20 protein-coding genes and 1 riboswitch are annotated in these 19,378 nt (G+C 65.2%); of the genes, 6 read left to right on the forward strand and 14 right to left on the reverse strand.

The genetic code is table 11. The features are described 5' to 3' along the window. Positions 1-53 precede the first annotated feature (53 nt). On the forward strand, positions 54-341 hold the full coding sequence (locus AC1KVE_RS20415) for a PQ-loop domain-containing transporter (RefSeq protein ID WP_053045453.1): 288 nt from the start codon (positions 54-56) through the stop codon (positions 339-341). A 10-nt stretch (positions 342-351) separates the two neighbouring features. Here the strand turns inward: AC1KVE_RS20415 and xth are convergent, their stop codons facing one another. Beyond that, a complete protein-coding gene (gene xth / locus AC1KVE_RS20420) occupies positions 352-1,344 on the reverse strand; it encodes an exodeoxyribonuclease III (protein WP_481092849.1) in 993 nt (330 codons plus the stop codon). A 161-nt stretch (positions 1,345-1,505) separates the two neighbouring features. Between xth and AC1KVE_RS20425 the strand changes: the two genes are divergently transcribed. Next, the gene (locus AC1KVE_RS20425) at positions 1,506-2,258 is read left to right on the forward strand and encodes an OBAP family protein (protein WP_046342728.1); all 753 of its coding nucleotides are present in this window, start codon (positions 1,506-1,508) and stop codon (positions 2,256-2,258) included. Positions 2,259-2,348: 90 nt separating this feature from the next. On the opposite strand, the gene AC1KVE_RS20430 is transcribed toward AC1KVE_RS20425, so the two are convergent. From AC1KVE_RS20430 to AC1KVE_RS20440, 3 genes are all read right to left on the reverse strand, one after another. Next, positions 2,349-2,774 carry a hypothetical protein gene (locus tag AC1KVE_RS20430; RefSeq protein ID WP_184455909.1) on the reverse strand — a complete coding sequence of 142 codons (426 nt, stop codon included), beginning with the start codon at positions 2,772-2,774 and terminating at the stop codon, positions 2,349-2,351. Between the two features lie 48 nt (positions 2,775-2,822). Then, positions 2,823-3,401: a DUF4142 domain-containing protein gene (locus AC1KVE_RS20435; protein ID WP_481092848.1), complete on the reverse strand. Its 579-nt coding sequence runs from the start codon at positions 3,399-3,401 to the stop codon at positions 2,823-2,825. A gap of 291 nt (positions 3,402-3,692) precedes the next feature. Next, a complete protein-coding gene (locus tag AC1KVE_RS20440; RefSeq protein ID WP_154831983.1) occupies positions 3,693-3,908 on the reverse strand; it encodes a hypothetical protein in 216 nt (71 codons plus the stop codon). A gap of 104 nt (positions 3,909-4,012) precedes the next feature. Here AC1KVE_RS20440 and moeB point away from each other — a divergent pair, with 104 nt between their 5' ends. After that, the gene (gene moeB / locus AC1KVE_RS20445; protein WP_349783291.1) at positions 4,013-5,155 is read left to right on the forward strand and encodes a molybdopterin-synthase adenylyltransferase MoeB; all 1,143 of its coding nucleotides are present in this window, start codon (positions 4,013-4,015) and stop codon (positions 5,153-5,155) included. 224 nt (positions 5,156-5,379) lie between these two features. On the opposite strand, the gene AC1KVE_RS20450 is transcribed toward moeB, so the two are convergent. The 8 genes from AC1KVE_RS20450 to ndk form a co-directional block, all read right to left on the reverse strand. Further along, entirely contained in the window at positions 5,380-6,600 is a 1,221-nt protein-coding gene (locus AC1KVE_RS20450) for a molybdopterin molybdotransferase MoeA (RefSeq protein ID WP_349783290.1), read from the reverse strand. Positions 6,601-6,776: 176 nt separating this feature from the next. Continuing rightward, a complete protein-coding gene (der, locus tag AC1KVE_RS20455; RefSeq protein ID WP_024940126.1) occupies positions 6,777-8,174 on the reverse strand; it encodes a ribosome biogenesis GTPase Der in 1,398 nt (465 codons plus the stop codon). 10 nt (positions 8,175-8,184) lie between these two features. Continuing rightward, a complete protein-coding gene (gene bamB / locus AC1KVE_RS20460) occupies positions 8,185-9,402 on the reverse strand; it encodes an outer membrane protein assembly factor BamB (protein WP_046342719.1) in 1,218 nt (405 codons plus the stop codon). Beyond that, the gene (locus tag AC1KVE_RS20465; protein ID WP_054590942.1) at positions 9,402-10,040 is read right to left on the reverse strand and encodes a YfgM family protein; all 639 of its coding nucleotides are present in this window, start codon (positions 10,038-10,040) and stop codon (positions 9,402-9,404) included. The genes bamB and AC1KVE_RS20465 overlap by 1 nt, the downstream gene beginning before the upstream one ends. 70 nt (positions 10,041-10,110) lie before the next feature. Next, positions 10,111-10,971, reverse strand: coding sequence for a RodZ domain-containing protein (locus AC1KVE_RS20470; RefSeq protein WP_184455901.1), 861 nt, complete (start codon positions 10,969-10,971; stop codon positions 10,111-10,113). Further along, entirely contained in the window at positions 10,968-11,756 is a 789-nt protein-coding gene (pilW, locus tag AC1KVE_RS20475) for a type IV pilus biogenesis/stability protein PilW (RefSeq protein ID WP_065031392.1), read from the reverse strand. The genes AC1KVE_RS20470 and pilW overlap by 4 nt, the downstream gene beginning before the upstream one ends. A 10-nt stretch (positions 11,757-11,766) precedes the next feature. Continuing rightward, entirely contained in the window at positions 11,767-12,972 is a 1,206-nt protein-coding gene (gene rlmN / locus AC1KVE_RS20480) for a dual-specificity RNA methyltransferase RlmN (protein ID WP_065031393.1), read from the reverse strand. Between the two features lie 18 nt (positions 12,973-12,990). Further along, the gene (gene ndk, locus AC1KVE_RS20485; protein WP_024940120.1) at positions 12,991-13,416 is read right to left on the reverse strand and encodes a nucleoside-diphosphate kinase; all 426 of its coding nucleotides are present in this window, start codon (positions 13,414-13,416) and stop codon (positions 12,991-12,993) included. A gap of 217 nt (positions 13,417-13,633) precedes the next feature. Here ndk and AC1KVE_RS20490 point away from each other — a divergent pair, with 217 nt between their 5' ends. From AC1KVE_RS20490 to AC1KVE_RS20500, 3 genes are all read left to right on the forward strand, one after another. After that, entirely contained in the window at positions 13,634-14,266 is a 633-nt protein-coding gene (locus tag AC1KVE_RS20490; RefSeq protein WP_024940119.1) for a TetR/AcrR family transcriptional regulator, read from the forward strand. Between the two features lie 25 nt (positions 14,267-14,291). Further along, positions 14,292-16,664, forward strand: a complete 2,373-nt coding sequence (locus tag AC1KVE_RS20495; protein ID WP_481092847.1) for a 3-hydroxyacyl-CoA dehydrogenase/enoyl-CoA hydratase family protein — start codon at positions 14,292-14,294, stop codon at positions 16,662-16,664. A 162-nt stretch (positions 16,665-16,826) separates the two neighbouring features. After that, positions 16,827-18,032 (forward strand): acetyl-CoA C-acyltransferase, encoded by a 1,206-nt coding sequence (locus AC1KVE_RS20500; protein ID WP_102256773.1) that lies wholly within the window; start codon positions 16,827-16,829, stop codon positions 18,030-18,032. A gap of 325 nt (positions 18,033-18,357) precedes the next feature. Here AC1KVE_RS20500 and crcB read toward each other — a convergent pair whose 3' ends face one another. Both crcB and AC1KVE_RS20510 read right to left on the reverse strand, forming a co-directional pair. Then, positions 18,358-18,759, reverse strand: coding sequence for a fluoride efflux transporter CrcB (gene crcB, locus AC1KVE_RS20505; RefSeq protein ID WP_065031396.1), 402 nt, complete (start codon positions 18,757-18,759; stop codon positions 18,358-18,360). A gap of 114 nt (positions 18,760-18,873) precedes the next feature. Continuing rightward, positions 18,874-18,942: riboswitch (Fluoride riboswitch) on the reverse strand. Between the two features lie 2 nt (positions 18,943-18,944). Continuing rightward, on the reverse strand, positions 18,945-19,378 hold a 434-nt coding region (locus tag AC1KVE_RS20510; protein WP_481093108.1), incomplete at its 5' end, for an AAA family ATPase.

Below are 19,378 nucleotides of genomic sequence, written 5' to 3' on the forward strand. Positions count from 1 at the left end.
CTACACGGCAGATCGCAAAGTGACACCCAGTTCCCCCACGGTATTCATGCCGCATGCAACTCGTTGACCTTGTGGGCTGGCTCGCCAGTGCAGTCCTGATTGCCACCTTGATCCGCCAGATCTACAAGCAATGGCGCTCGGATACGGCACAGGGCGTTTCGCGCTGGCTGTTCATCGGCCAGATCAGCGCCTCGGTGCTGTTCATCCTCTACAGCTACCTGGTCGGCAATGCCGTGTTTATCGTCAGCAATGTGTTGATCCTGCTGACCGCCCTCACCGGGCATGTGCTGCACCGGGTCAAGCAGCGTCGGATGGAGCGTCACGCGGGCAGTATCGGCTAGCCCTGCCGCGTCACTCAGCGCTTTTATTCGCCAGCTTGCGCGGTTTGGTGGGTGCGATTGACTTGCGGGTGGCATACCGCATTGCGGCCTTTTTCGCCGCAGTCTTGGGCGTTTTCTTCGTCGTGGACTTGCGTGCCGGGCTTGCCTTTGCCACGGCCCGCTTTCGTGGCCTGGGCACAGCCTTGGCCTGCGCTGCTGGCTCGGCTACCGCTGCGGGCACACGCACGCTGATCCAGGTCGGCGCATGATCGCTGGCCTTTTCCAGTGCACGTACCCACTTGTCCACGCCGGCGTCCTGCAGCCCGGGCGCCAGGGTGCGGTTGAGCAGCAGGTGGTCGATGCGCAAGCCACGATCGCGCGCAAAATGCTGGCGAAAATAGTCCCAGAAGGTGTAGATCGGCGTTTCGCCATGCACTGCAAGCAGGCTGTCGGTCCAGCCCTGCTCGAGCAGGGTCTGGTACGCCTGGCGACTCTCCGGCTGCAGCAACGCATCCTTGCGCCAGCCCTTGGGGTCGTAGATGTCGGCATCGGTCGGCACCACGTTGAAATCGCCGATCAGTGCTACCGGGTGCGGCAGGTCCACCAGCGTCCTGGCATGCCGGATCAGGCGTTGAAACCACGCCAGCTTGTAGTCGAACTTCGGCCCGGGCTGCGGATTGCCGTTGGGCAGATACAGGCAGGCCACCACCACCCCGTGAATTGCAGCTTCCAGATAACGGCTCTGCGTATCGCCGCGGTCCCACGGCAGCCCACGACGGATTTCGACCGGATCGGCGCCGTGCGCCAGCAATGCCACACCGTTCCACGACTTCTCGCCTTGCCAGATGACGCCATAGCCGGCATCGCGGATCGCCTGTTCCGGAAAGGCGTCCTGCGTGGCTTTCAATTCCTGCAGGCCGACGATGTCCGGTTGCTCGCGCTGCAACCATTCCAGCAGATGCGGCAGCCGGCTAGTGATGCCATTGACGTTGAATGTCGCGATCTTGCGGGTGGTGGCGGACATGGGTGAGCGACCAGGCATGCGTAGCTGCGCAGCATCGCCGCCGTGGCATTAAGCAGATGCTCAAGCGAGGTGAAGCTCCGTTGGATATCTGCGCACGCGCTCACGCCTCGCAAACCATCAGCCTCCGTAGGCTGGCCCCACTACTGATTGTTGGAGATCGCATGCGACAGTCCGCGCTCTGGATTGCCCTGCTGTGCGCCGGCTGCTCGCGCAGCCCGCCTTCGGTTACCCCACCGGGCGCGCCTGAAAGCGCCAAGACCAATGTGCTGGAAGCCGGTGCCAGGGTTCTGCAACCGACCGGGCCGGTCGGCAAGCTCGACATCTACCTGGTGGGCTTCCATCCGATGAAAGACGCACCAGATGTACAGATGGAAGCGCATCACTACTGCCATCAGGTCAATGAAGACCTGGCGCAATGCGCGCTCTACGACGGCAATACCGATCAGGCCAACCTCACCGGTATCGAGTACATCATTTCCGAACAACTGTTCGCACAGTTGCCGGAGCACGAGCGCAGCTTCTGGCATCCGCACAATGGCGAAATCCTGTCAGGCCAGCTATCCGCGCCCAACCTGCCGCTGGTTGCGGAGAAAGAACTGATGCGCAGCAAGCTCAACAGCTATGGCAAGACCTGGCACACCTGGCACTCGCGCAACGGCACCGCCGCGGGCGATGCATTGCCGCTGGGCGAGCCGATGCTGGCCTGGTCGTTCAATCGCGATGGCGAGGTGCAGCAACCGCTGATCGATCAGCGCGACAAGCTGGCCACGTTCTCTACCGCGCAACGTCGCGCCAATCGCCAGGACCTGACCCCGCTGGCCAGGCCGCAGCACGGAGTGGATGCCTTGCGGCCACACTTCGGCAATGCCGAACCGCTCCCCGGGGTGGTCGACGCGAGCACCCCATCCGACTGAACCCTCAAGACCTGGCCGCCCGTAGCAACTGCAATCGGGGGGCCAGGCATTCGAAGTCCATCGACAAGGTGCGGACGAGCGGACGCGATCTCACACGTCCATACCGTCACGCAGGCGCCGTAACGCCTTGCCCATCCACAGATGCCCGACACGCTGCATGCGCTCGACCGATGGCCCAGCGCGCTCTCGCTCATCTGCACCCTGCAGGCTCAACGTGACACAACTGCCCTCGCATCCAGGCGCAGTCTGCACATGCAGCAACACGCCCAGCTGCAGGCCGCGACCGCCATCAACCTGGTAACGCACCGATTCACCCAGGCGCGCCTCACCACGCTGCAGCCCGACAACGCCGCGCCGACACCAGGTGGCCTGCAGCGCCCAGCGTGATGCATGCCCATCGCCAGCGACCAGCTCCGCCACTCCACGCAGGATGCGTCGCTGCACATTGGCATCGCACCACGCATCCAGGATCTGGTGCGGCTCGGCCCGGATGATCAGGCGACGCATCCGCTTCATGGGGTCTTCAACAGCGGCACCCGGTGTTGCCGGTAAGCCAGACATGCCTCAGCGCCCAGCACCCTTGCTGCTGGCCTGCAGCGTCTTGGCAGCCGCCAGATGCTCGGCGACATGGCTGCGCGTGGTCTGCAGATGCGCCAGCACCTGTGCCGTCTTGGCCGCAGGAATCAGTTGCTTGTCCAGCGCCGCCAGCGCATCGGTGTGGTCCTTGACCATTGCCGTGACGTACGCAGCCTCGAAGGCCTTGGTATCGAGCTTCTGCAACATCGCCAGTTCGGTCTTGCCCTTGCTCATCTGCGCCTTGGCAGCGGCAGCAGACAGGTCCGGCGACCACTTGGCTAGCTTCTGATTGTTGTCGGTATGCTCCTTGACCATCTGCATCGCATAGTCGCGCACGCCACCTTGCACCTGCTTCTGCAGCGCGAGATTGGCCGCACCGATTTCACTGGTGTTGATGGCGCTCAGGGTGCCTAGCGCCTCACGCTCCTTCGCGCTCGGGGAATTAGTGCCCGCCTGTTGCTGGGCACTGGCGGGCATGCCGGCCTGCGTTGCATTCTGCGCATGCGCAGCGGCGGTGATGCCTAGACACAGGGTCAGCGCCGCAAACATCGGGTGACGTACTTTCATATGGATCTCCAGCCAGAAGGTGTGCCTGCATGCTGGACCTGGTTGCGTGACCTAATCGTCGTACCGGCGTCGAAAGCTGGAGAGGAAACCGTGCTGCACCGCAGTGCGCTTCACATGGAGTGAAGGTGGCATGGCATCCGTGTTGGGCGACTTAGGACGGTGCTGGCACACTGAGCAACCGGCTCCCGTTCCCACGGAACATGGCTCGAGCCGTCCGGCTGCCTTGGAATATCCAGCATTCAGGACTGCGAATGCGCACTTGCAAGACTGCACGTAGCAAGGCCCGCCGGGTCAGGCGCCTGGATCCGCAGGGCCCAACTGATGCGCCGACAGGATGTCGTCGATGCGCTTGACGATTTGCGCCGCCTGCTCCTGCGACTCTGCGGCAGCGGTGATCTTCTCTGCACGTGCGTGGAATACATCCCAGAAATCGTCCGGATGCTGGCGACGAATATCAGGCAGTGCATCGGCAAGTTGTTTCAATTGCGCGTCGATATCGGGGGTCATTGAGGGTCTCCTTGTGTGCCCACGCTACCGCCGTGCTGGTGAGCCTGATGCCAACATGGCAGTCCTGTGCATCGCACGGCCTGCGTTTGCGCGACAATGGAGCCATGAGCAGCCACGATATCTCCCCTGCAGACGCCCGCCTGCGCGCCCTGCAAGGCGCCTTGCTGATCGACATCCGGCAGTTGCACGAGCGTGCCGGCGGCCAGGCCGAAGGCGCGTTGGCGATTGCGCAACACGATCTGGAAACCGCACCCGCACAGCATCTGTCGGAGCAGACGCGCGAGATCGTGCTGATCTGCCAGAGCGGCAAGCGCTCGGCACACACGGCGGAGATCTTGCGCGCGCACGGCTATACGCAGGTGTCTTCGGTGCTCGGTGGCACCGCCGCATGGACCGGCGCCGGCCTTCCCTTGGTGCGCCCTACCCTGCCGCCGGACGAGCAGGATTTTCTCGAGCGCTACTCGCGCCATCTGCGCCTGCCGCAGGTCGGTCTGGAAGGCCAGCAGCGCCTGGCGCAGTCGCGCGTGTTGCTGGTCGGTGCAGGTGGGCTCGGCTCGCCGGCGGCGTTCTATCTGGCTGCCGCCGGCGTCGGCCACCTGCGGATCGCCGATGACGATGTGGTGGACCGCAGCAATCTGCAGCGCCAAATCCTGCATGTGGAAGACAGCGTCGGCGTCGCCAAGGTCAGCTCGGCCGCGCAGCGCATTGCTGCGCTCAATCCACGCGTGCAGGTCGAGGCGCTGCAGGCACGCGTGACTGCCGACAATGTCGAAGCCCTGCTGAAGGACGTGGATGTCGTGGTCGACGGCGCCGACAATTTTCCTGCGCGCTATCTGCTCAACGATGCCTGCGTCAAACTCGGCAAACCGCTGGTCTACGGCGCGGTACAGCAGTTCGAAGGGCAATTGAGCGTGTTCGATGCCGGCCGCAAGCGCGGCCATGCACCGTGCTATCGCTGCCTGTTTCCCGAGCCGCCGCCGCCCGAATTCGCCCCCAGCTGTGCCGAGGCCGGCGTGCTGGGCGTGCTGCCCGGAGTGATCGGATTGCTGCAGGCCACCGAGGCGATCAAGTTGCTGCTGGGCATCGGCGAGACCCTCACCGGGCGCCTGCTCAGCTTCGATGCATTGGCAATGCGCTTTCGCGAAATCCGGCTGCCGCCCGACCCGCATTGCCCGGTGTGTGCTCCCGGTGCCGCATTCACCGGATATGCCGATTACGCCGCCTTCTGCGGCAGCGCCGTCGGCTGAGCGCGACCGATCGGCGCTGGTTGTCGCTTCGCATCAGGCCGCCACGTTCCTGCGCGTGACGTGGACGGGGCAGTCTGCCACTGCGTGCGCCCTCCGTGGCTGCCATCACGTCACGCACCGTCGGCGTTCAGTGCCGAAGCCGCGAAGGACCGGCCTGCATCCGATAGCGCCCGCCTGGCGGCGAGCGCGGCCCTGCTGTTTGTCGCGCGTGCTGTACCAAACGCTCAAAGCGCGTAAGGAATCACCCGCACGCTCTCGCCCGCCTCGAAACGCCGTGCCTGCTCGGGCAACACGATCAAGGCATTGCTGTCGGCCGCGCCACGCAGCAGGTGCGATGCATCACCACGATGCGGCAATGCCGTCAGACGCCCGTCTTCGCCGCACTCCAGCCGCCCGCGCAGGAACTCCAGGCGCTCGTGGCGTTTTTCCCACGGACTGGCCAGGGCCGCATGCCATAGCGGGCGCGGCTCGCTACGTCCCTGCAGGCCATCCAGCAGCGGCACGCCGTAGGCGATCAGCGTCGCCAGCACCGAGACCGGATTGCCCGGCAGACCCAGTACCAGGCAGCGGCCGATCTGGCCCAGCACCGCCGGCATACCCGGCCGCATACGCACACGCCAGAAATGGATCCGCCCCAGCTCCTGGATCAGGCGCGGCAGGTAATCCTTTTCGCCAGCCGAGACGCCGCCGCAGGTGATCACCACATCAAACGCCGCAGCCGCGTCCTCCAGCATGGTGCGGATGCGTTGCGGATCGTCCGGCAGGGTCGGCCATGCGGTCGGCGCGTAGCCCAGTGCCCGCAGCTGCGCCATCAGCATGTCGCGGTTGCTGTTGTAGATCTGTCCCGGCCCCAATGGCATGCCCGGCTCCACCAGCTCATCGCCGGTGGCCAGCACCGCAATGGTCGGCCGCGGCGCCACCGCGAGCCGCGACAGGCCGAGCGCAGCCGCCAGTCCGATCCGCGCAGGCGTCAACACCTGGCCGCTCTGCACCACCAGATCGCCCGCGCGCACGTCACTGCCGGCCAGACGCACCGCCGCACCCGGCGCAGGCATGCTATTGAAACGCACCACGCCATCGCGTTCCTGCGCATCTTCTTTCGGGATCACCGTATCGGCACCATCGGGCAGCGGCGCCCCGGTGGTGATGCGCAGGCATTGGCCGGCGCTCAGCGTGCCGGTCCAACGCTCGCCAGCGAACTGTTCGCCGACCAGTTGCAACGACGCATCGCCGCCAGCGACATCGGCATGCCGCAACGCGAAGCCGTCCATTGCGCTGTTGGCAAAGGGCGGCAACGCGATCGGTGCGATCAGATCGGCAGCGCTGATCCGCCCGTCGGCACGCGAGGTGGCGATGTTCTCGTCGGGCGGACGGCTGTTGGCAGCGACGGCCTGCAGGATCTGCAGCGCCTGTGCATAGGGAATGCGGGAGGGATAGTCGGTCATGGCACGCAGGATACCAGTGCACCACGACGACTCAGAACGCCAGGCACTGCCAGTGCAGATGCCAGAAGGAATCACTGCACCTTCCTGGCGTAGCTCGCGGCACTGGACCACGGCAGTTGCAGGCGCTGCGGCCACTCCATCTGACGATCATTGGCCAGGCACGGGCCGTTCCCTGCTTACTTGCCCTTGACGTGCTTCATCAACCGTCTTTTGCGCGCCACCTGCCGTTCGGTGAGCGTGTTCTTCTTGCCCTCGTACGGATTGGCACCTTCGCGGAAGATGAAACGCACCGGCGTACCAACCAGCTTGAAGCGCTTGCGGAAGAAGTTTTCCAGATAGCGCTTGTACGACTCCGGCAGCACCTTCAGGCGCGTGCCGTGCACGATGAAGGTGGGCGGATTTGCGCCACCCGGATGCACGTAACGCAGCTTGGAGACGTGGCCACGGATGCTCGGCGGCGGATTGGTCTCGTAGGCGATTTCCAGCGCCTGGTTGACTTCGCTGGTGCTGAATTCGTGCGTGGCCGACGCATGTGCACGGTGAATCGCCTGGAACAGCTCGCGCATGCCCGAGCCGTGCAGCGCGGAAATCCGCACCGCCTCGGCCCAGCTGACAAAGCCCAGCTTGCGCGCCAGCAGGTCTTCGGCCTGCGCACGCTGGTAGTCGCTCTGCCCGTCCCACTTGTTGATCGCCACCACCAGGGCGCGGCCAGCGTCCAGGATGGCGCCCAGAATGGTCGCGTCCTGGTCGGTGACGCCTTCGCCGGCATCGAGCATCAGCACCGCAACCTGGCATTGCTCGATCGCCTGCAGCGTCTTGAACGCGCTGAACTTCTCCACCGCCTCCTCGACCTTGCCGCGGCGACGCAGGCCGGCCGTATCGATCAAGCGGTACTGGCGCCCGTCACGGTCCATGTCCACGGCGATCGAATCGCGCGTGGTACCCGGCACTTCCGAGGCAATCATGCGTTCTTCGCCGAGCAGGCGATTGACCAGCGTCGACTTGCCCACGTTCGGGCGGCCGACGAAGGCGATGCGCACACGCGCCGGGTCGGTATCCAGCAGCTCGCCGGCACCTTCCTCGGGCAGACGTGCGCCGACTTCCTCAAGCAGTTCGTCGATGCCCTGCCGATGTGCGGCAGACAACGCCACCACATCGGAGAACCCGTAGCGCGCGAATTCCGAGCGCACGGTTTCCTCATCGGTGCCGTCGATCTTGTTGATGACCAGCACGGTCGGCCGCGCCAGCTTGCGCAGCCAGGCCAGGATCTCGTCGTCCAGCGAGGAGGCGCCTTCGCGGCCGTCGACCACGAACAGCACCAGATCGGCCTCGCCGGCAGCGGCGCGGGCCTGCCGCGCGGTGGCGCCGGCTAGGCCTTCCTCGTCACCGGCAATACCGCCGGTATCGACGACGATGAACGGGCGTTCCTCGTCGAGACGACAGACCCCGTAGTTACGGTCGCGGGTGACGCCGGGCTGGTCGTGGACCAGCGCGTCACGGGTGCGCGTCAGCGCATTGAAGATGGTGGACTTGCCGACATTGGGCCGTCCGACCAGGGCGACCAGGGGCAGCATCGCGAAGTCCTTATTGTGCCAACCGGAAGGCGGTGATATCGCCATCGGTGTTTTGTACCAACAGAATGCCGTCCACGACGATCGGCTGCGCCAGCAGCGTGTCGCGTCCAGCGCGAGCGCGCGCGGCCAGTGCACCGTCGCTGAGTTTCAGCCAGTGCAGATAGCCCTTGTAATCGCCGACCACGGCGTAATCGCCCTGGATGGCCACACCGGTCAGGGAGCGACGCGCCAGCGCGGCCTGCGACCACATCGCCGCCCCGCTGCTCTTGTCCAGGCCCCACACCGAGCCGGCGTTGTCGGAGACCACCACCACTGCCGACGACACGCCAACGCCACCGGCGCCGCCGTGATCGCGCGTCCACAGCGGACGGCCGCTCGGGCCTTCCAGTGCGAGGGTTTCGTTCTTGAAGCTGGTCGCATACAGCGTGGTGCCATCGAGCACCGGGGCGCCGTCCACATCGGCCATACGCTCCAGCTCGGTGCGGCCTTCCGGCACGCCGATCGCCTGTTCCCACAACGGGCGGCCGTCCTGCAGCGCCAGGGCGCTCAAGGTGCCGCTGTCGTTGCCGACGAACAGCACGCCCGGGCCGGTCACGATCGGCGCATTGCCGCGCACCGACAGGGTCGGGCCTTCTTCGGCATGGAACCAGCGACGCTCGCCGGTGGCCGCGTCGAAGGCGCTGACGCGACCATCGTTGCTGCGCACCAACACCAGGTTCTGTGCAATCGCCGGTGCGGCGATGACTTCGTTCGGCACCTTGGCACGCCATTTTTCGGTGCCATCAGCCTGGTTCAAGGCAATCACGTCGCCAGACAGGGTGCCGATCACCACCAGGCCTTCGCCGACGCCGGGGCCACCGGACAGGCGCTGCTTGAACTTGCGATCGTTACGCTCTTCCTTCTTGGGCTTGTATTCCCACACGCGCTTGCCGGTCTGCAGGTCCAGCGCCTGCACGCCGCCGGTAATCGCCGCGGCGTACACCTTGCCATCGGCCACCGCCGGACGCTGGCGCACGCCGATATGGCCTTCGCCCTTGCCCACGCCGGTGGACCAGATCTTGTCGACCTTGACCGACGGCTCGAACTTGACCAGCTCGGCAGGTTCCTGCGCCTTCTTGGCAGCAGCGTCCTTCCCGGCAAACCAGCCCTTGACGGTGCTGCAACCAGCCAGCGACACCCCCATCAGGGCGATCATTGCAATGCGCTTGTACATATCAACCTGCTTCATCAAATCGGCTCCGCCGGATCGGGCACCTTGCCGCCCACATCCATCAGCTTGGTTTCCAGCAAACGGCGCTGCGGCGAGGCCACGTCCACCGTGGTCAGGGCCTTGGCGTAGAGCGCACGCGCTTCGTCCGGCTTGCCCTGCACGACCAGCGCATCGGCGCGGATCTCCAGGCTGGTGTGGTCCTGCGCATCGGCCAGCAGCTTGATCGCTTCGTCCGGCTTGCCGCTTTCGGTCAACACACGCGCCAGGCGCTGCTGCACGATCTGCTTGAGCTCGCCTTCGGCCGGCACGTCGCGCAGGGTCTTGATCGCTTCGGCATGCTTGCCGGCATCCACCTGGGCCTTGGCCAGACGCAATGCAGCCAGTTCGGCGTAGACACCGCCCTTGCCGTCATCGAGCGCCACGATGTCCTTGGCCGCCTTGTCCAGGTCCTTGCCCTGGATGGACTTGACCACCGCTTCGTAACGGGTATTGGCTTCCACCGATTGGGTGGCGGTGTGCTTCTGCCACCACTGCCAGCCCAGGATCAGGGCCAGGCCCACCACGATGCCGCCTACCAGCCCTGCGCCATTCTTTCTCAACCAGGAACGAACGCGTTCGCCTTGTTCGTGTTCGTCCAGCAGATCGTCGATCGCCATGCGTACTCTCGCTCCGTCATCCCGGAGGCGCGGAACATCAATAGGGAAAAATGAAAAACCGCAGTCCGCTTCACTCGGAAGCAGGTACCACGGAGCCATCGGAGGATACCGCAAAACGGGCCACGTTAGCGCGCTGGAACGGTTTCACATCGACGATACTGCCGCCTTGCTGAACCTCTACCGCCGACGCATTACCCAGCACGATGCGGCCCACCTGCCCTGGCGAATAACTGCGACGCTCGCCGGCACGCACCAGTGCCTTTTCGACCGCGCTGCCATCCGGTGCCAGAATCTGCACCCAGCTGTCGCCGCTGAAACTCAACGACAAACTGCCACCACTGGCGGCCGAGGCTGCAGGGGTCTCGACCTCGGGCGTGGCCCGAGGCACCGGCGTCATCGACGCGATGTACGGCGCCGGCTGCTCGCGCGGCGCGCTGGCCGGCTGCGTGGCAGCGTTGGCCGGGGTGCCGGCCCCGGGCGCTTCCGGCATGCTGTCCAGCGATACCGTGCTGGGCGCCTTGCCATCCAGATGCGAACGGGTCGCGTACCACACCGGAACCGCGAACACACCGGTGATCACCACATACATCGCCTTGCGCGCCGTGCTTTCCAGGATGCGCCGCGCCCGCGGCGTATGCGTGTGGCTGACCAGCTTGACCGGCTCGATCGGCGCAATCGCCGCCTGCTGCAGCAGCGGCTCCAGGTCCACATGCAGCAAGCGCGCATAGCTGCGCAACTGACCGCGCACGAAGACCGGCGCACCCAGGCGTTGCCAGTCTTCCTGCTCCAGCGAGCGCACCACGTGCGCCGGCATGCGCAGCTTGCCGGCGACTTCGTCCACGCTCAGACCTGCCGCTTCGCGCGCATCGCGCAAATGCTGTCCGCAGCCCTTTTCCTGCTCGAAAGGGTTCGGATTGGAATCACTGATCACAATGCATTGGCCCCGGGGTTAGCGGTCGCTGCGTCAGGAAATTCCTTGACCAACCGCTGTTGATAACGGCTGGCAGCTACCTTGTCGCCTAGCCCTTGCTCAATCTGAATGGCGAGTTGTAACACGGAAGCGGTTGCCGGTGCAGCCGCAAGCCGTCGTTCAATAAACGCACGCGCTTCGAAATAATTGCGATTGGTTACCTCGGAGCGCGCCATCGACTCGAGTGCGTATGGATTCCGCGGATCCAGTTCCAGCGCCTTGCGCAAGTCGCCGACCGCCCGCTGCGGCTGCCCGGCCTTGAGTGCGCAGCCACCTGCATTGCCCAACGCGGAGGCTGGCGATGCGTAGTTTCTGTCGGTCAGGGCGCGATCGAACCAGATCAGCGATTCGGCCGGCGAGCCGTTCGCGCACAACCACGCGCCGTAATTGTTCAGGACATCGCCGCGCTGCGGCGCAAGCTCCGCGGCCCGGCGGTATGACGCACCGGAGCCGGCAACATCGCCCTTGGCGCCTTGAATCAGCGCCAGCAGACCAATGGCATCCACCGACTGGGGATCTTTCTTCAAGGCTGCACGGACCTGCTCTTCGGCAGCGACGTAGTCGCCTGTCTGCAGCCGGTTATTGGCCAGGCCCAGCTTCTCCTGCACCGCCAGACGATTCTTTGTCGCGGTGCTGTCGCGGAACGAATGCACCTGCGCGACCTCCTCGACCGTCTGGACCGAGCCGGCCTTGGCATTGCGACCACCGCAGCCGACCGCGCACAGTGCGATCGCCACAGCCGCCATGGCTGCTAGATCACGCTGCCGCATCTCGACCGGCCTGCCCTTCCAGGGTGCGCAGGAAATCCGCCTGACGACGGGTGCGGTCCATAACCTGCCCCTTGAGCTGCCCGCAGGCGGCGTCGATATCGTCGCCACGGGTCCGCCGGACCATCGTCAGCACTTGTGCGTCGAGCAGGATCTTCTGGAAGGCACGGATTTCGGCTTCGCCGGAACGCTCGTAACGCGTGCCCGGGAATGGATTGAACGGAATCAGGTTGACCTTGCCGGCGTCCTTGGACTGCACCGCATTGTCGAACTGACGCATCAACCTGGCCAGCTGGCGCGCATGCTCGGGCTGGTCGTTGATGCCTTTCATCAAGGTGTATTCGAAGGTGACCGAATCGCGCTTCTTGTTGCCGCGCAGATAGCGCGCGCAGGATTCCATCAGCTCGGCGATCGGGTATTTCTTGTTCAACGGCACCAGGCTTTCTCGCAGCGTGTCGTTGGCCGCATGCAGCGAGACCGCCAGCGAGACATCGCTTTCGGTCGAGAGCCGGTCGATCATCGGCACCAGGCCCGAGGTCGACAGCGTCACCCGCTTGCTGGCCAGGCCGTAGCCCAGGTCGTCGCGCATCACGCTCATCGCGCGCACGACGTTGTCGAAATTCATCAGCGGCTCGCCCATGCCCATCATCACCACATTGGTGAGGCGGCGCTGCTGGTGCGGCACGTTGCCCAGATGGCGCGCCGCCACCCACACCTGCCCGACGATCTCGGCGGTGGTGAGGTTACGGTTGAAGCCCTGGGTGGCAGTCGAACAGAAGGTGCAGTTCAGACCGCAGCCGACCTGGGACGACACACACAGCGTGCCGCGGCCCTTGTCGGGGATGTAGACGGTTTCGATCGCGTTCTTGCCGTCGGTGCCCATGGCCAGCAGCCACTTGTGGGTCCCGTCGGTGGACGGCTTGTCGAACACGACATTCGGGACGAGGACCTCGGCGTGCTGGTGCAACTTCGCACGCAGCGCCTTGCCGAGGTCCGTCATCTGGTCGAAATCGGTGACGTAGCGATGGTGGATCCACTTCATCACCTGATGGGCACGGTAGCGCGCTTCGCCGAGCGTGTCGGCGAAGAAGCGCTCCAGTCCCTCGCGGTCGAGGTCGAGCAGGTTCTGCTTGCGCAGTTCCGGGGTACGGACGGGAACGTCCTGCAGCACGGAGGGGATCACGACCTCATTCACGATTCGACTCTCTCGGCCTCAGCGCGAGACCACTTCGGTGGCGGCAAAGAAATACGCGACTTCGTTGGCAGCGTTCTCGACCGAATCCGAGCCGTGGGCGGCATTGGCATCGATCGAGTCGGCGAAGTCGGCGCGGATGGTGCCCGGCGCAGCGTCCTTGGGATTGGTCGCGCCCAGCAGGTCACGGTGTGCGGCAACGGCGTTCTCGCCTTCCAGCGCCTGGATCATCACCGGGCCGGAGATCATGAACTCGACCAGCGCGTTGAAGAACGGACGCTCGCGGTGCACGGCATAGAAGCCTTCGGCTTCGCGACGCGACAGCTGCTTGTACTTGGACGCCACGATCTTCAGGCCGGCCTTCTCGAAACGGCTGTAGATTTCGCCGATGACGTTCTTGGCAACGGCGTCGGGCTTGATGATGGACAGGGTGCGCTCCAGCGCCATGGGAGGATCTCCGTTGGGCGGGCCACTGAAGGCCCGAGGTTATCATGAAAAAAACCCGCGTCAAAACGCGGGCTTAGGCTTCTTTGCGATGGTCAATTCTATCCCTTCGTCGCTGCATTTGCACACCGCCCCCTGAATCGTGCTGCGTTGCCGCATGACCGCCACAGCGTCCAGCCCGTAGACTCAAACAATCGTTTGATTGAGTTCCGCCCCGCGCATGCCCAAGCCCGCCCACTTCTCCACCAAGGACCGCATCCTCGGCGCGGCCGAGGAGCTGTTCGCCCAGCATGGCTTCGCGGGAACCTCTCTGCGCCAGCTGACCACCCAGGCCGACGTCAATATCGCGGCGGTCAATTACCACTTCGGGTCCAAGGAAAACCTGGTCAACGAAGTGTTCCGTCGCCGCATGGACGAGATGACCGCCGCGCGCCTGCAGCAACTGGAGGCGGCCAGGAAGTCACAGCCGGGCGAGCTCACTGCGGTGCTGGCGGCCTTCGTCGAGCCGGCGCTGGCAATGGCGCAGGACCGCCAGAGCGGCGGCGCGTTCGTGCGGGTGATTGCGCGCGCCTATGCTGAAAAGAACGACAACCTGCGCAAGTTCCTGTCCGACCACTACGGGCATGTGCTGCGCGAGTTCGGCAAGGCCATCGCTGCCTGCGTGCCGGGCCTGAGCAAGGAAGAGCTGTACTGGCGCCTGGATTTCCTGGCCGGTGCGCTCACCTATGCGATGGCCGATTTCGGACTGATCAAGCGCCCGGCCGGGGTCAGCGAGGCCGACCACCGCGCGCGCGCCGCGCGCGAATTGATTCGTTTTGCGGAACCCGGTTTCCGTACCCATTCCACACCGTAGTCGCTCACACCAAAGGCTCATCGCTATGTCCAATCCGTTGCTAGTCCGTCGTGCTGCCGTGCTCGGTGCCGGCGTCATGGGCGCGCAGATCGCCGCGCACCTCACCAATGCCGGTGTCGACACCGTGCTGTTCGACCTGCCTGCCAAGGAAGGTCCTGCCGACGGCATCGTGCTCAAGGCCATCGCCAACCTCGGCAAGCTCAGCCCTGCCCCGCTCGCCAGCAAGGCCCTGGCCGAGGCGATCACGCCGGCCAACTATGAAAGCGGTCTGGAGCAGCTGCGCGATTGCGACCTGATCATCGAAGCGATTGCCGAGCGCATGGACTGGAAGCAGGACCTGTACAAGAAGATCGCCCCGTTCGTGGCCGATCACGCCGTGCTGGCCTCCAATACCTCGGGCCTGGGCATCAACAAGCTCTCCGACGTGCTGCCCGAGCAGTTGCGCCACCGCTTCTGCGGCGTGCATTTCTTCAATCCGCCGCGCTACATGCACCTGGCCGAACTGATTCCCGCCAAGGGCACCGACAAGGCCGTGCTGGAAGGACTGGAAAGCTTCCTGGTCACCACGCTGGGCAAGGGCGTGGTGTATGCGAAGGACACCCCGAACTTCATCGGCAACCGCATCGGCGTGTTCTCGATCCTGTCCACCATCCACCACACCGCCGAGTTCGGGCTGGGCTTCGATGAAGTCGATGCGCTGACCGGCCCGCTGGTCGGGCGCCCGAAGTCGGCGACCTACCGCACCTCGGACGTGGTCGGCCTGGACACCATGGCGCACGTGATCAAGACCATGGGCGACACCCTGCCCGACGATCCGTGGCACCAGTACTTCAAGTCGCCCAAGTGGCTGGAGGCGCTGATCGGCAAGGGCGCGCTCGGCCAGAAGGTCGGTGCCGGCATCTTCCGCAAGGTCGGCAAGGACATCGTGGTGCTGGACCTGGAGAAGCAGGATTACAGAACCGCCGATCGCAGCGCGGCGCCGGAAGTGGTCGAGATCCTCAAGATCAAGAACCCGGCCGAGAAGTTCGCCAAACTGCGCGAGAGCCAGCACCCGCAGGCGCAGTTCCTGTGGGCTACCTTCCGCGACCTGTTCCACTACAGCGCCTATCACCTGGCCGATATCGCCGAGACCGCGCGCGACGTGGATCTGGCGATCCGCTGGGGCTACGGCTGGTCGCTCGGCCCGTTCGAGACCTGGCAGGCCGCCGGCTGGAAGCAGGTAGCGCAGTGGATTGCCGAAGACATCTCCAACGGCAAGAGCATGAGCAGCGCGCCGCTGCCGAACTGGGTGTTCGACGGCCGCGACGGCGTGCATGCGTCCGAAGGCTCGTACAGCCCGGCGCGCGACGCCAAGCTGCCGCGCTCGGCACTGCCGGTGTACAAGCGCCAGCGCTTCCCCGATCCGCTGCTGGGCGAGCAGTTCTCGCCGGGCGAGACGGTGTTCGAAAACGACGGCGTGCGCATGTGGCATGACGGCGACGACATCGCCGTGGTCAGCTTCAAGACCAAGATGAACACCGTCTCCGATCACGTGCTCAATGGCCTGCAGGAGGTCGTTGGCCGCGCCGAGAGGGACTTCGCCGGGCTGGTGATCTGGCAGCAGAAGGAGCCCTTCTCCGCCGGCGCCGATCTGGCCGGCGCGCTGGGTCTGCTGCAGGCCGGCAAGGTCGATGCATTCGAAGCGCTGGTCGCCAACTTCCAGGCCACCAGCCAGCGCATCAAGTACGCGCAGGTGCCGGTGATTTCGGCCGTGCGCGGGCTGGCGCTGGGCGGCGGCTGCGAGTTCCAGATGCACAGCGCCAAGACCGTGGCCTCGCTGGAAAGCTATATCGGCCTGGTCGAAGCTGGCGTCGGCCTGCTGCCGGCCGGCGGTGGCCTGAAGGAAATCGCCGTGCGCGCCTCGCAGGCCGCAGGTCCGGGCGGCGATGTGTTCGCCGAGCTGAAGAAGACCTTCGAAACCATCGCGATGGCCAAGGTCTCCAATTCGGCGGTCAATGCCAAGGAGCTGGGCCTGCTGCGCGCCACCGACAAGGTGGTGTTCAACAGCTTCGAGGCGCTGCACATCGCCAAGGCCGAAGCGCGCGCATTGGCTGAAGGCGGCTACCGCGCCCCGCTGCCGGCACGCCGCATCCAGGTCGCCGGCGACGTCGGCATCGCCACCTTCAAGATGCTGCTGGTCAACATGCTGGAAGGCCGCTTCATCAGCGACTACGACTATGAAATCGCCACCCGCATCGCCACGGTGATGTGTGGCGGTGAAGTCGATCGCGGCGCACTGGTCGACGAAGAATGGCTGCTCAAGCTGGAGCGCAAGCACTTCGTCGAACTGGCCCAGCAGGAAAAGACCCAGGCGCGGATTGGGCACATGCTCAAGACGGGTAAGCCGTTGAGGAACTGAGATTCGGGATTCGGGTTTGGGGATTCGTAACAGCGGCTCCCCTGCCCTCCAACATTCTCGCTTCCACCAAATTCATCCGCCGGGCAGGACCATTCAGGAATCAGGATCCGCAGTTGCGAATCCCCAATCCCGACTCCCCAATCCCGGCTATCGGAGATAGCCATGAGCAAGCAGATTCAAGAAGCCTACATCGTCGCCGCCACCCGTACGCCGGTCGGCAAGGCGCCCAAGGGCGTGTTCCGCAATACCCGTCCCGACGACATGCTGGCGCACGTGCTGCGTGCGGTGGTGGCGCAGGCGCCGGGCATCGATCTGTCGCGGATCGACGATGCCATCATCGGCTGCGCGATGCCCGAGGGCGAGCAAGGCATGAACGTGGCGCGCATCGGCGTGCTGCTCGCCGGCCTGCCCAACAGCGTGGCCGGCCAGACCATCAATCGGTTCTGTTCGTCCGGCATCCAGGCCGTGGCGATGGCCGCCGACCAGATCCGTCTGGGCAATGCCGACCTGATGCTGGCCGGCGGTACCGAGTCGATGTCGATGGTGCCGATGATGGGCAACAAGGTCGCCATGTCGCCGAACGTCTTTGCCGACGACCACGTCGCGATCGCCTACGGCATGGGCATCACCGCCGAGAAAGTGGCCGAGGAATGGAAGGTCTCGCGCGAGGATCAGGATGCATTCGCGCTCGCTTCGCACCAGAAGGCGATTGCCGCCATTGCCGCCGGCGAATTCCGCGACGAGATCACTCCGTACGAGATCCTCTCGCACCAGCCCGACCTGGCCGGCAATGTCATCGCGCTGCGCAAGCGGCTGATCGACACCGATGAAGGCCCGCGCCCCGACAGCTCGCTCGAAGGCCTGGCCAAGCTGCGTCCGGTGTTCCGCAACGGCCAGTTCGGCGGCAGCGTCACCGCCGGCAACTCCTCGCAGATGAGCGACGGCGCCGGTGCGGTGCTGCTGGCCTCCGAGCAGGCGATCAAGGATTACGGGCTGACCCCGCTGGCGCGCTTTGTCAGCTTCTCGGTGGCCGGCGTGCGTCCGGAGGTGATGGGGATCGGCCCGATCGCGGCGATTCCCAAGGCGCTCAAGCAGGCCGGCCTGACCAAGGACCAGATCGACTGGATCGAGCTCAACGAAGCCTTCGCCGCACAGGCGTTGGCGGTGATCCGCGACAGCGAGCTGGATCCGTCCAAGGTCAACCCGCTCGGCGGCGCCATCGCCCTGGGCCACCCGCTGGGCGCCACCGGTGCGATCCGTGCCGCCACCCTGGTGCACGGTCTGCGCCGTCGTCAGCAGAAATACGGCATGGTCACCATGTGCATCGGCACCGGCATGGGCGCGGCAGGCATCATCGAAGCGCTGTAAGTCATGCACTGCGGGATCGGCCGCCGGGCCGATCCCGCAACGCCGACCAGGCTGTCAGTCAATCAGGGCGTGCGCGAGCACGCCTTTTTTATGCGCCAGTGCAAACGGTCGTCAGCGAATGCCAGCGACACCATGCATCCGTCGGCGCGCCCGACAGGCACGCGGCCAGGCGTCGCGTCCGAGCATGGCTCCTGATCGCACGTTGACCGTCGCCCGGCGGCGCCAACCCATGCCAGCCATTCAATCGTCGGTGTGTATCTACGCTCGCAACGTCGCCGCATCCCGGCCTTGGCTTCACTGCCGCGATTACACGGCAAAGCTGCGCCTAACGCGCCACCAGCCACTGACCGGCACGCGCACCGGCGAACACCAGCGCCAGCCCGGCCACCAGCGTGATGGCCAGATACACGCCGATCATCGCGGACCGATCCGTGCGTGCGAATACCAGGCATTCCATCATCAACGACGAGAACGTGGTCAGCCCGCCGATCACGCCGACGATCAACAAGGCCCGCAACGGCCAGCTTGCCGGCCCGCGCGCATCCAGCCAGACCAGCAGCACGCCGGCGACGAACGAGCCGAGCAGATTCACCGTCAGCGTGCCCCACGGAAATCCGTTACCGAAGCGCTGCAGCAACGACGCACCGATGGCAAAGCGCAGGCCGGAGCCCAGCGCACCGCCGGTCATCGCCAACAGCAATTGCTGCCACCACACCGGTGCGTTCATGCGCGCACTCCGCAGGCGGCCAAAGGGGGTTTCAACAAGGTGTCGTGCATGTCGGCATCATCCGGTTTTCTGAGCGAGAAAGGATGCCGGGGCACAGACCTGCCGCCCCGGCGGGGGTGGGCAGGCATCATCAGCGCGCAGGGTGCATGCGGTTCAAGGAGGAATGCCATCTCCTGTGCGGCCGATTATGCCGTGGGCTTGCCGCCCTTGTCAGCCCGCGCCTGTTCGCGCGCGGCGCGCAGGCGGTCGAGCTTTTCCTTGAGCTTGATCTCCAGCCCGCGCGGCACCGGGTTGTAATAGACCCGCTCGCCCATCGCATCCGGAAAGCCGGTCTGGTCCAGCGCGATCCCGCCTTCGGCGTCGTGGTCGTACTGATAGTCCTGCCCGTAGCCCAACGTCTTCATCAGCTTGGTCGGCGCGTTGCGCAGATGCAGCGGCACCTCCTGCGTGCCGGTGGCGCGCACCTCGGCCTTGGCCTGGTTGAAGGCGGCATAGCCGGCATTGGACTTGGCGGTGCTGGCCAGATACAGCACCAGTTGCGCGAACGCCAGCTCGCCCTCCGGGCTGCCCAGACGCTCGTAGATGTCCCAGGCTTCCAGCGCCATGCTCTGCGCGCGCG

It is taken from the genome of Xanthomonas sp. NCPPB 2864 (genome assembly GCF_056675615.1).

Coding starts and splice junctions, on each gene's coding strand:
- AC1KVE_RS20415 (WP_053045453.1), top strand. CDS start 54: ATGCAACTCGTTGACCTTGTGGGCTGGCTCGCCAGTGCAGTCCTGATT.
- xth (WP_481092849.1), bottom strand. CDS start 1,344: ATGTCCGCCACCACCCGCAAGATCGCGACATTCAACGTCAATGGCATC.
- AC1KVE_RS20425 (WP_046342728.1), top strand. CDS start 1,506: ATGCGACAGTCCGCGCTCTGGATTGCCCTGCTGTGCGCCGGCTGCTCG.
- AC1KVE_RS20430 (WP_184455909.1), bottom strand. CDS start 2,774: ATGAAGCGGATGCGTCGCCTGATCATCCGGGCCGAGCCGCACCAGATC.
- AC1KVE_RS20435 (WP_481092848.1), bottom strand. CDS start 3,401: ATGAAAGTACGTCACCCGATGTTTGCGGCGCTGACCCTGTGTCTAGGC.
- AC1KVE_RS20440 (WP_154831983.1), bottom strand. CDS start 3,908: ATGACCCCCGATATCGACGCGCAATTGAAACAACTTGCCGATGCACTG.
- moeB (WP_349783291.1), top strand. CDS start 4,013: ATGAGCAGCCACGATATCTCCCCTGCAGACGCCCGCCTGCGCGCCCTG.
- AC1KVE_RS20450 (WP_349783290.1), bottom strand. CDS start 6,600: ATGACCGACTATCCCTCCCGCATTCCCTATGCACAGGCGCTGCAGATC.
- der (WP_024940126.1), bottom strand. CDS start 8,174: ATGCTGCCCCTGGTCGCCCTGGTCGGACGGCCCAATGTCGGCAAGTCC.
- bamB (WP_046342719.1), bottom strand. CDS start 9,402: ATGAAGCAGGTTGATATGTACAAGCGCATTGCAATGATCGCCCTGATG.
- AC1KVE_RS20465 (WP_054590942.1), bottom strand. CDS start 10,040: ATGGCGATCGACGATCTGCTGGACGAACACGAACAAGGCGAACGCGTT.
- pilW (WP_065031392.1), bottom strand. CDS start 11,756: ATGGCGGCTGTGGCGATCGCACTGTGCGCGGTCGGCTGCGGTGGTCGC.
- ndk (WP_024940120.1), bottom strand. CDS start 13,416: ATGGCGCTGGAGCGCACCCTGTCCATCATCAAGCCCGACGCCGTTGCC.
- AC1KVE_RS20490 (WP_024940119.1), top strand. CDS start 13,634: ATGCCCAAGCCCGCCCACTTCTCCACCAAGGACCGCATCCTCGGCGCG.
- AC1KVE_RS20495 (WP_481092847.1), top strand. CDS start 14,292: ATGTCCAATCCGTTGCTAGTCCGTCGTGCTGCCGTGCTCGGTGCCGGC.
- AC1KVE_RS20500 (WP_102256773.1), top strand. CDS start 16,827: ATGAGCAAGCAGATTCAAGAAGCCTACATCGTCGCCGCCACCCGTACG.
- crcB (WP_065031396.1), bottom strand. CDS start 18,759: ATGAACGCACCGGTGTGGTGGCAGCAATTGCTGTTGGCGATGACCGGC.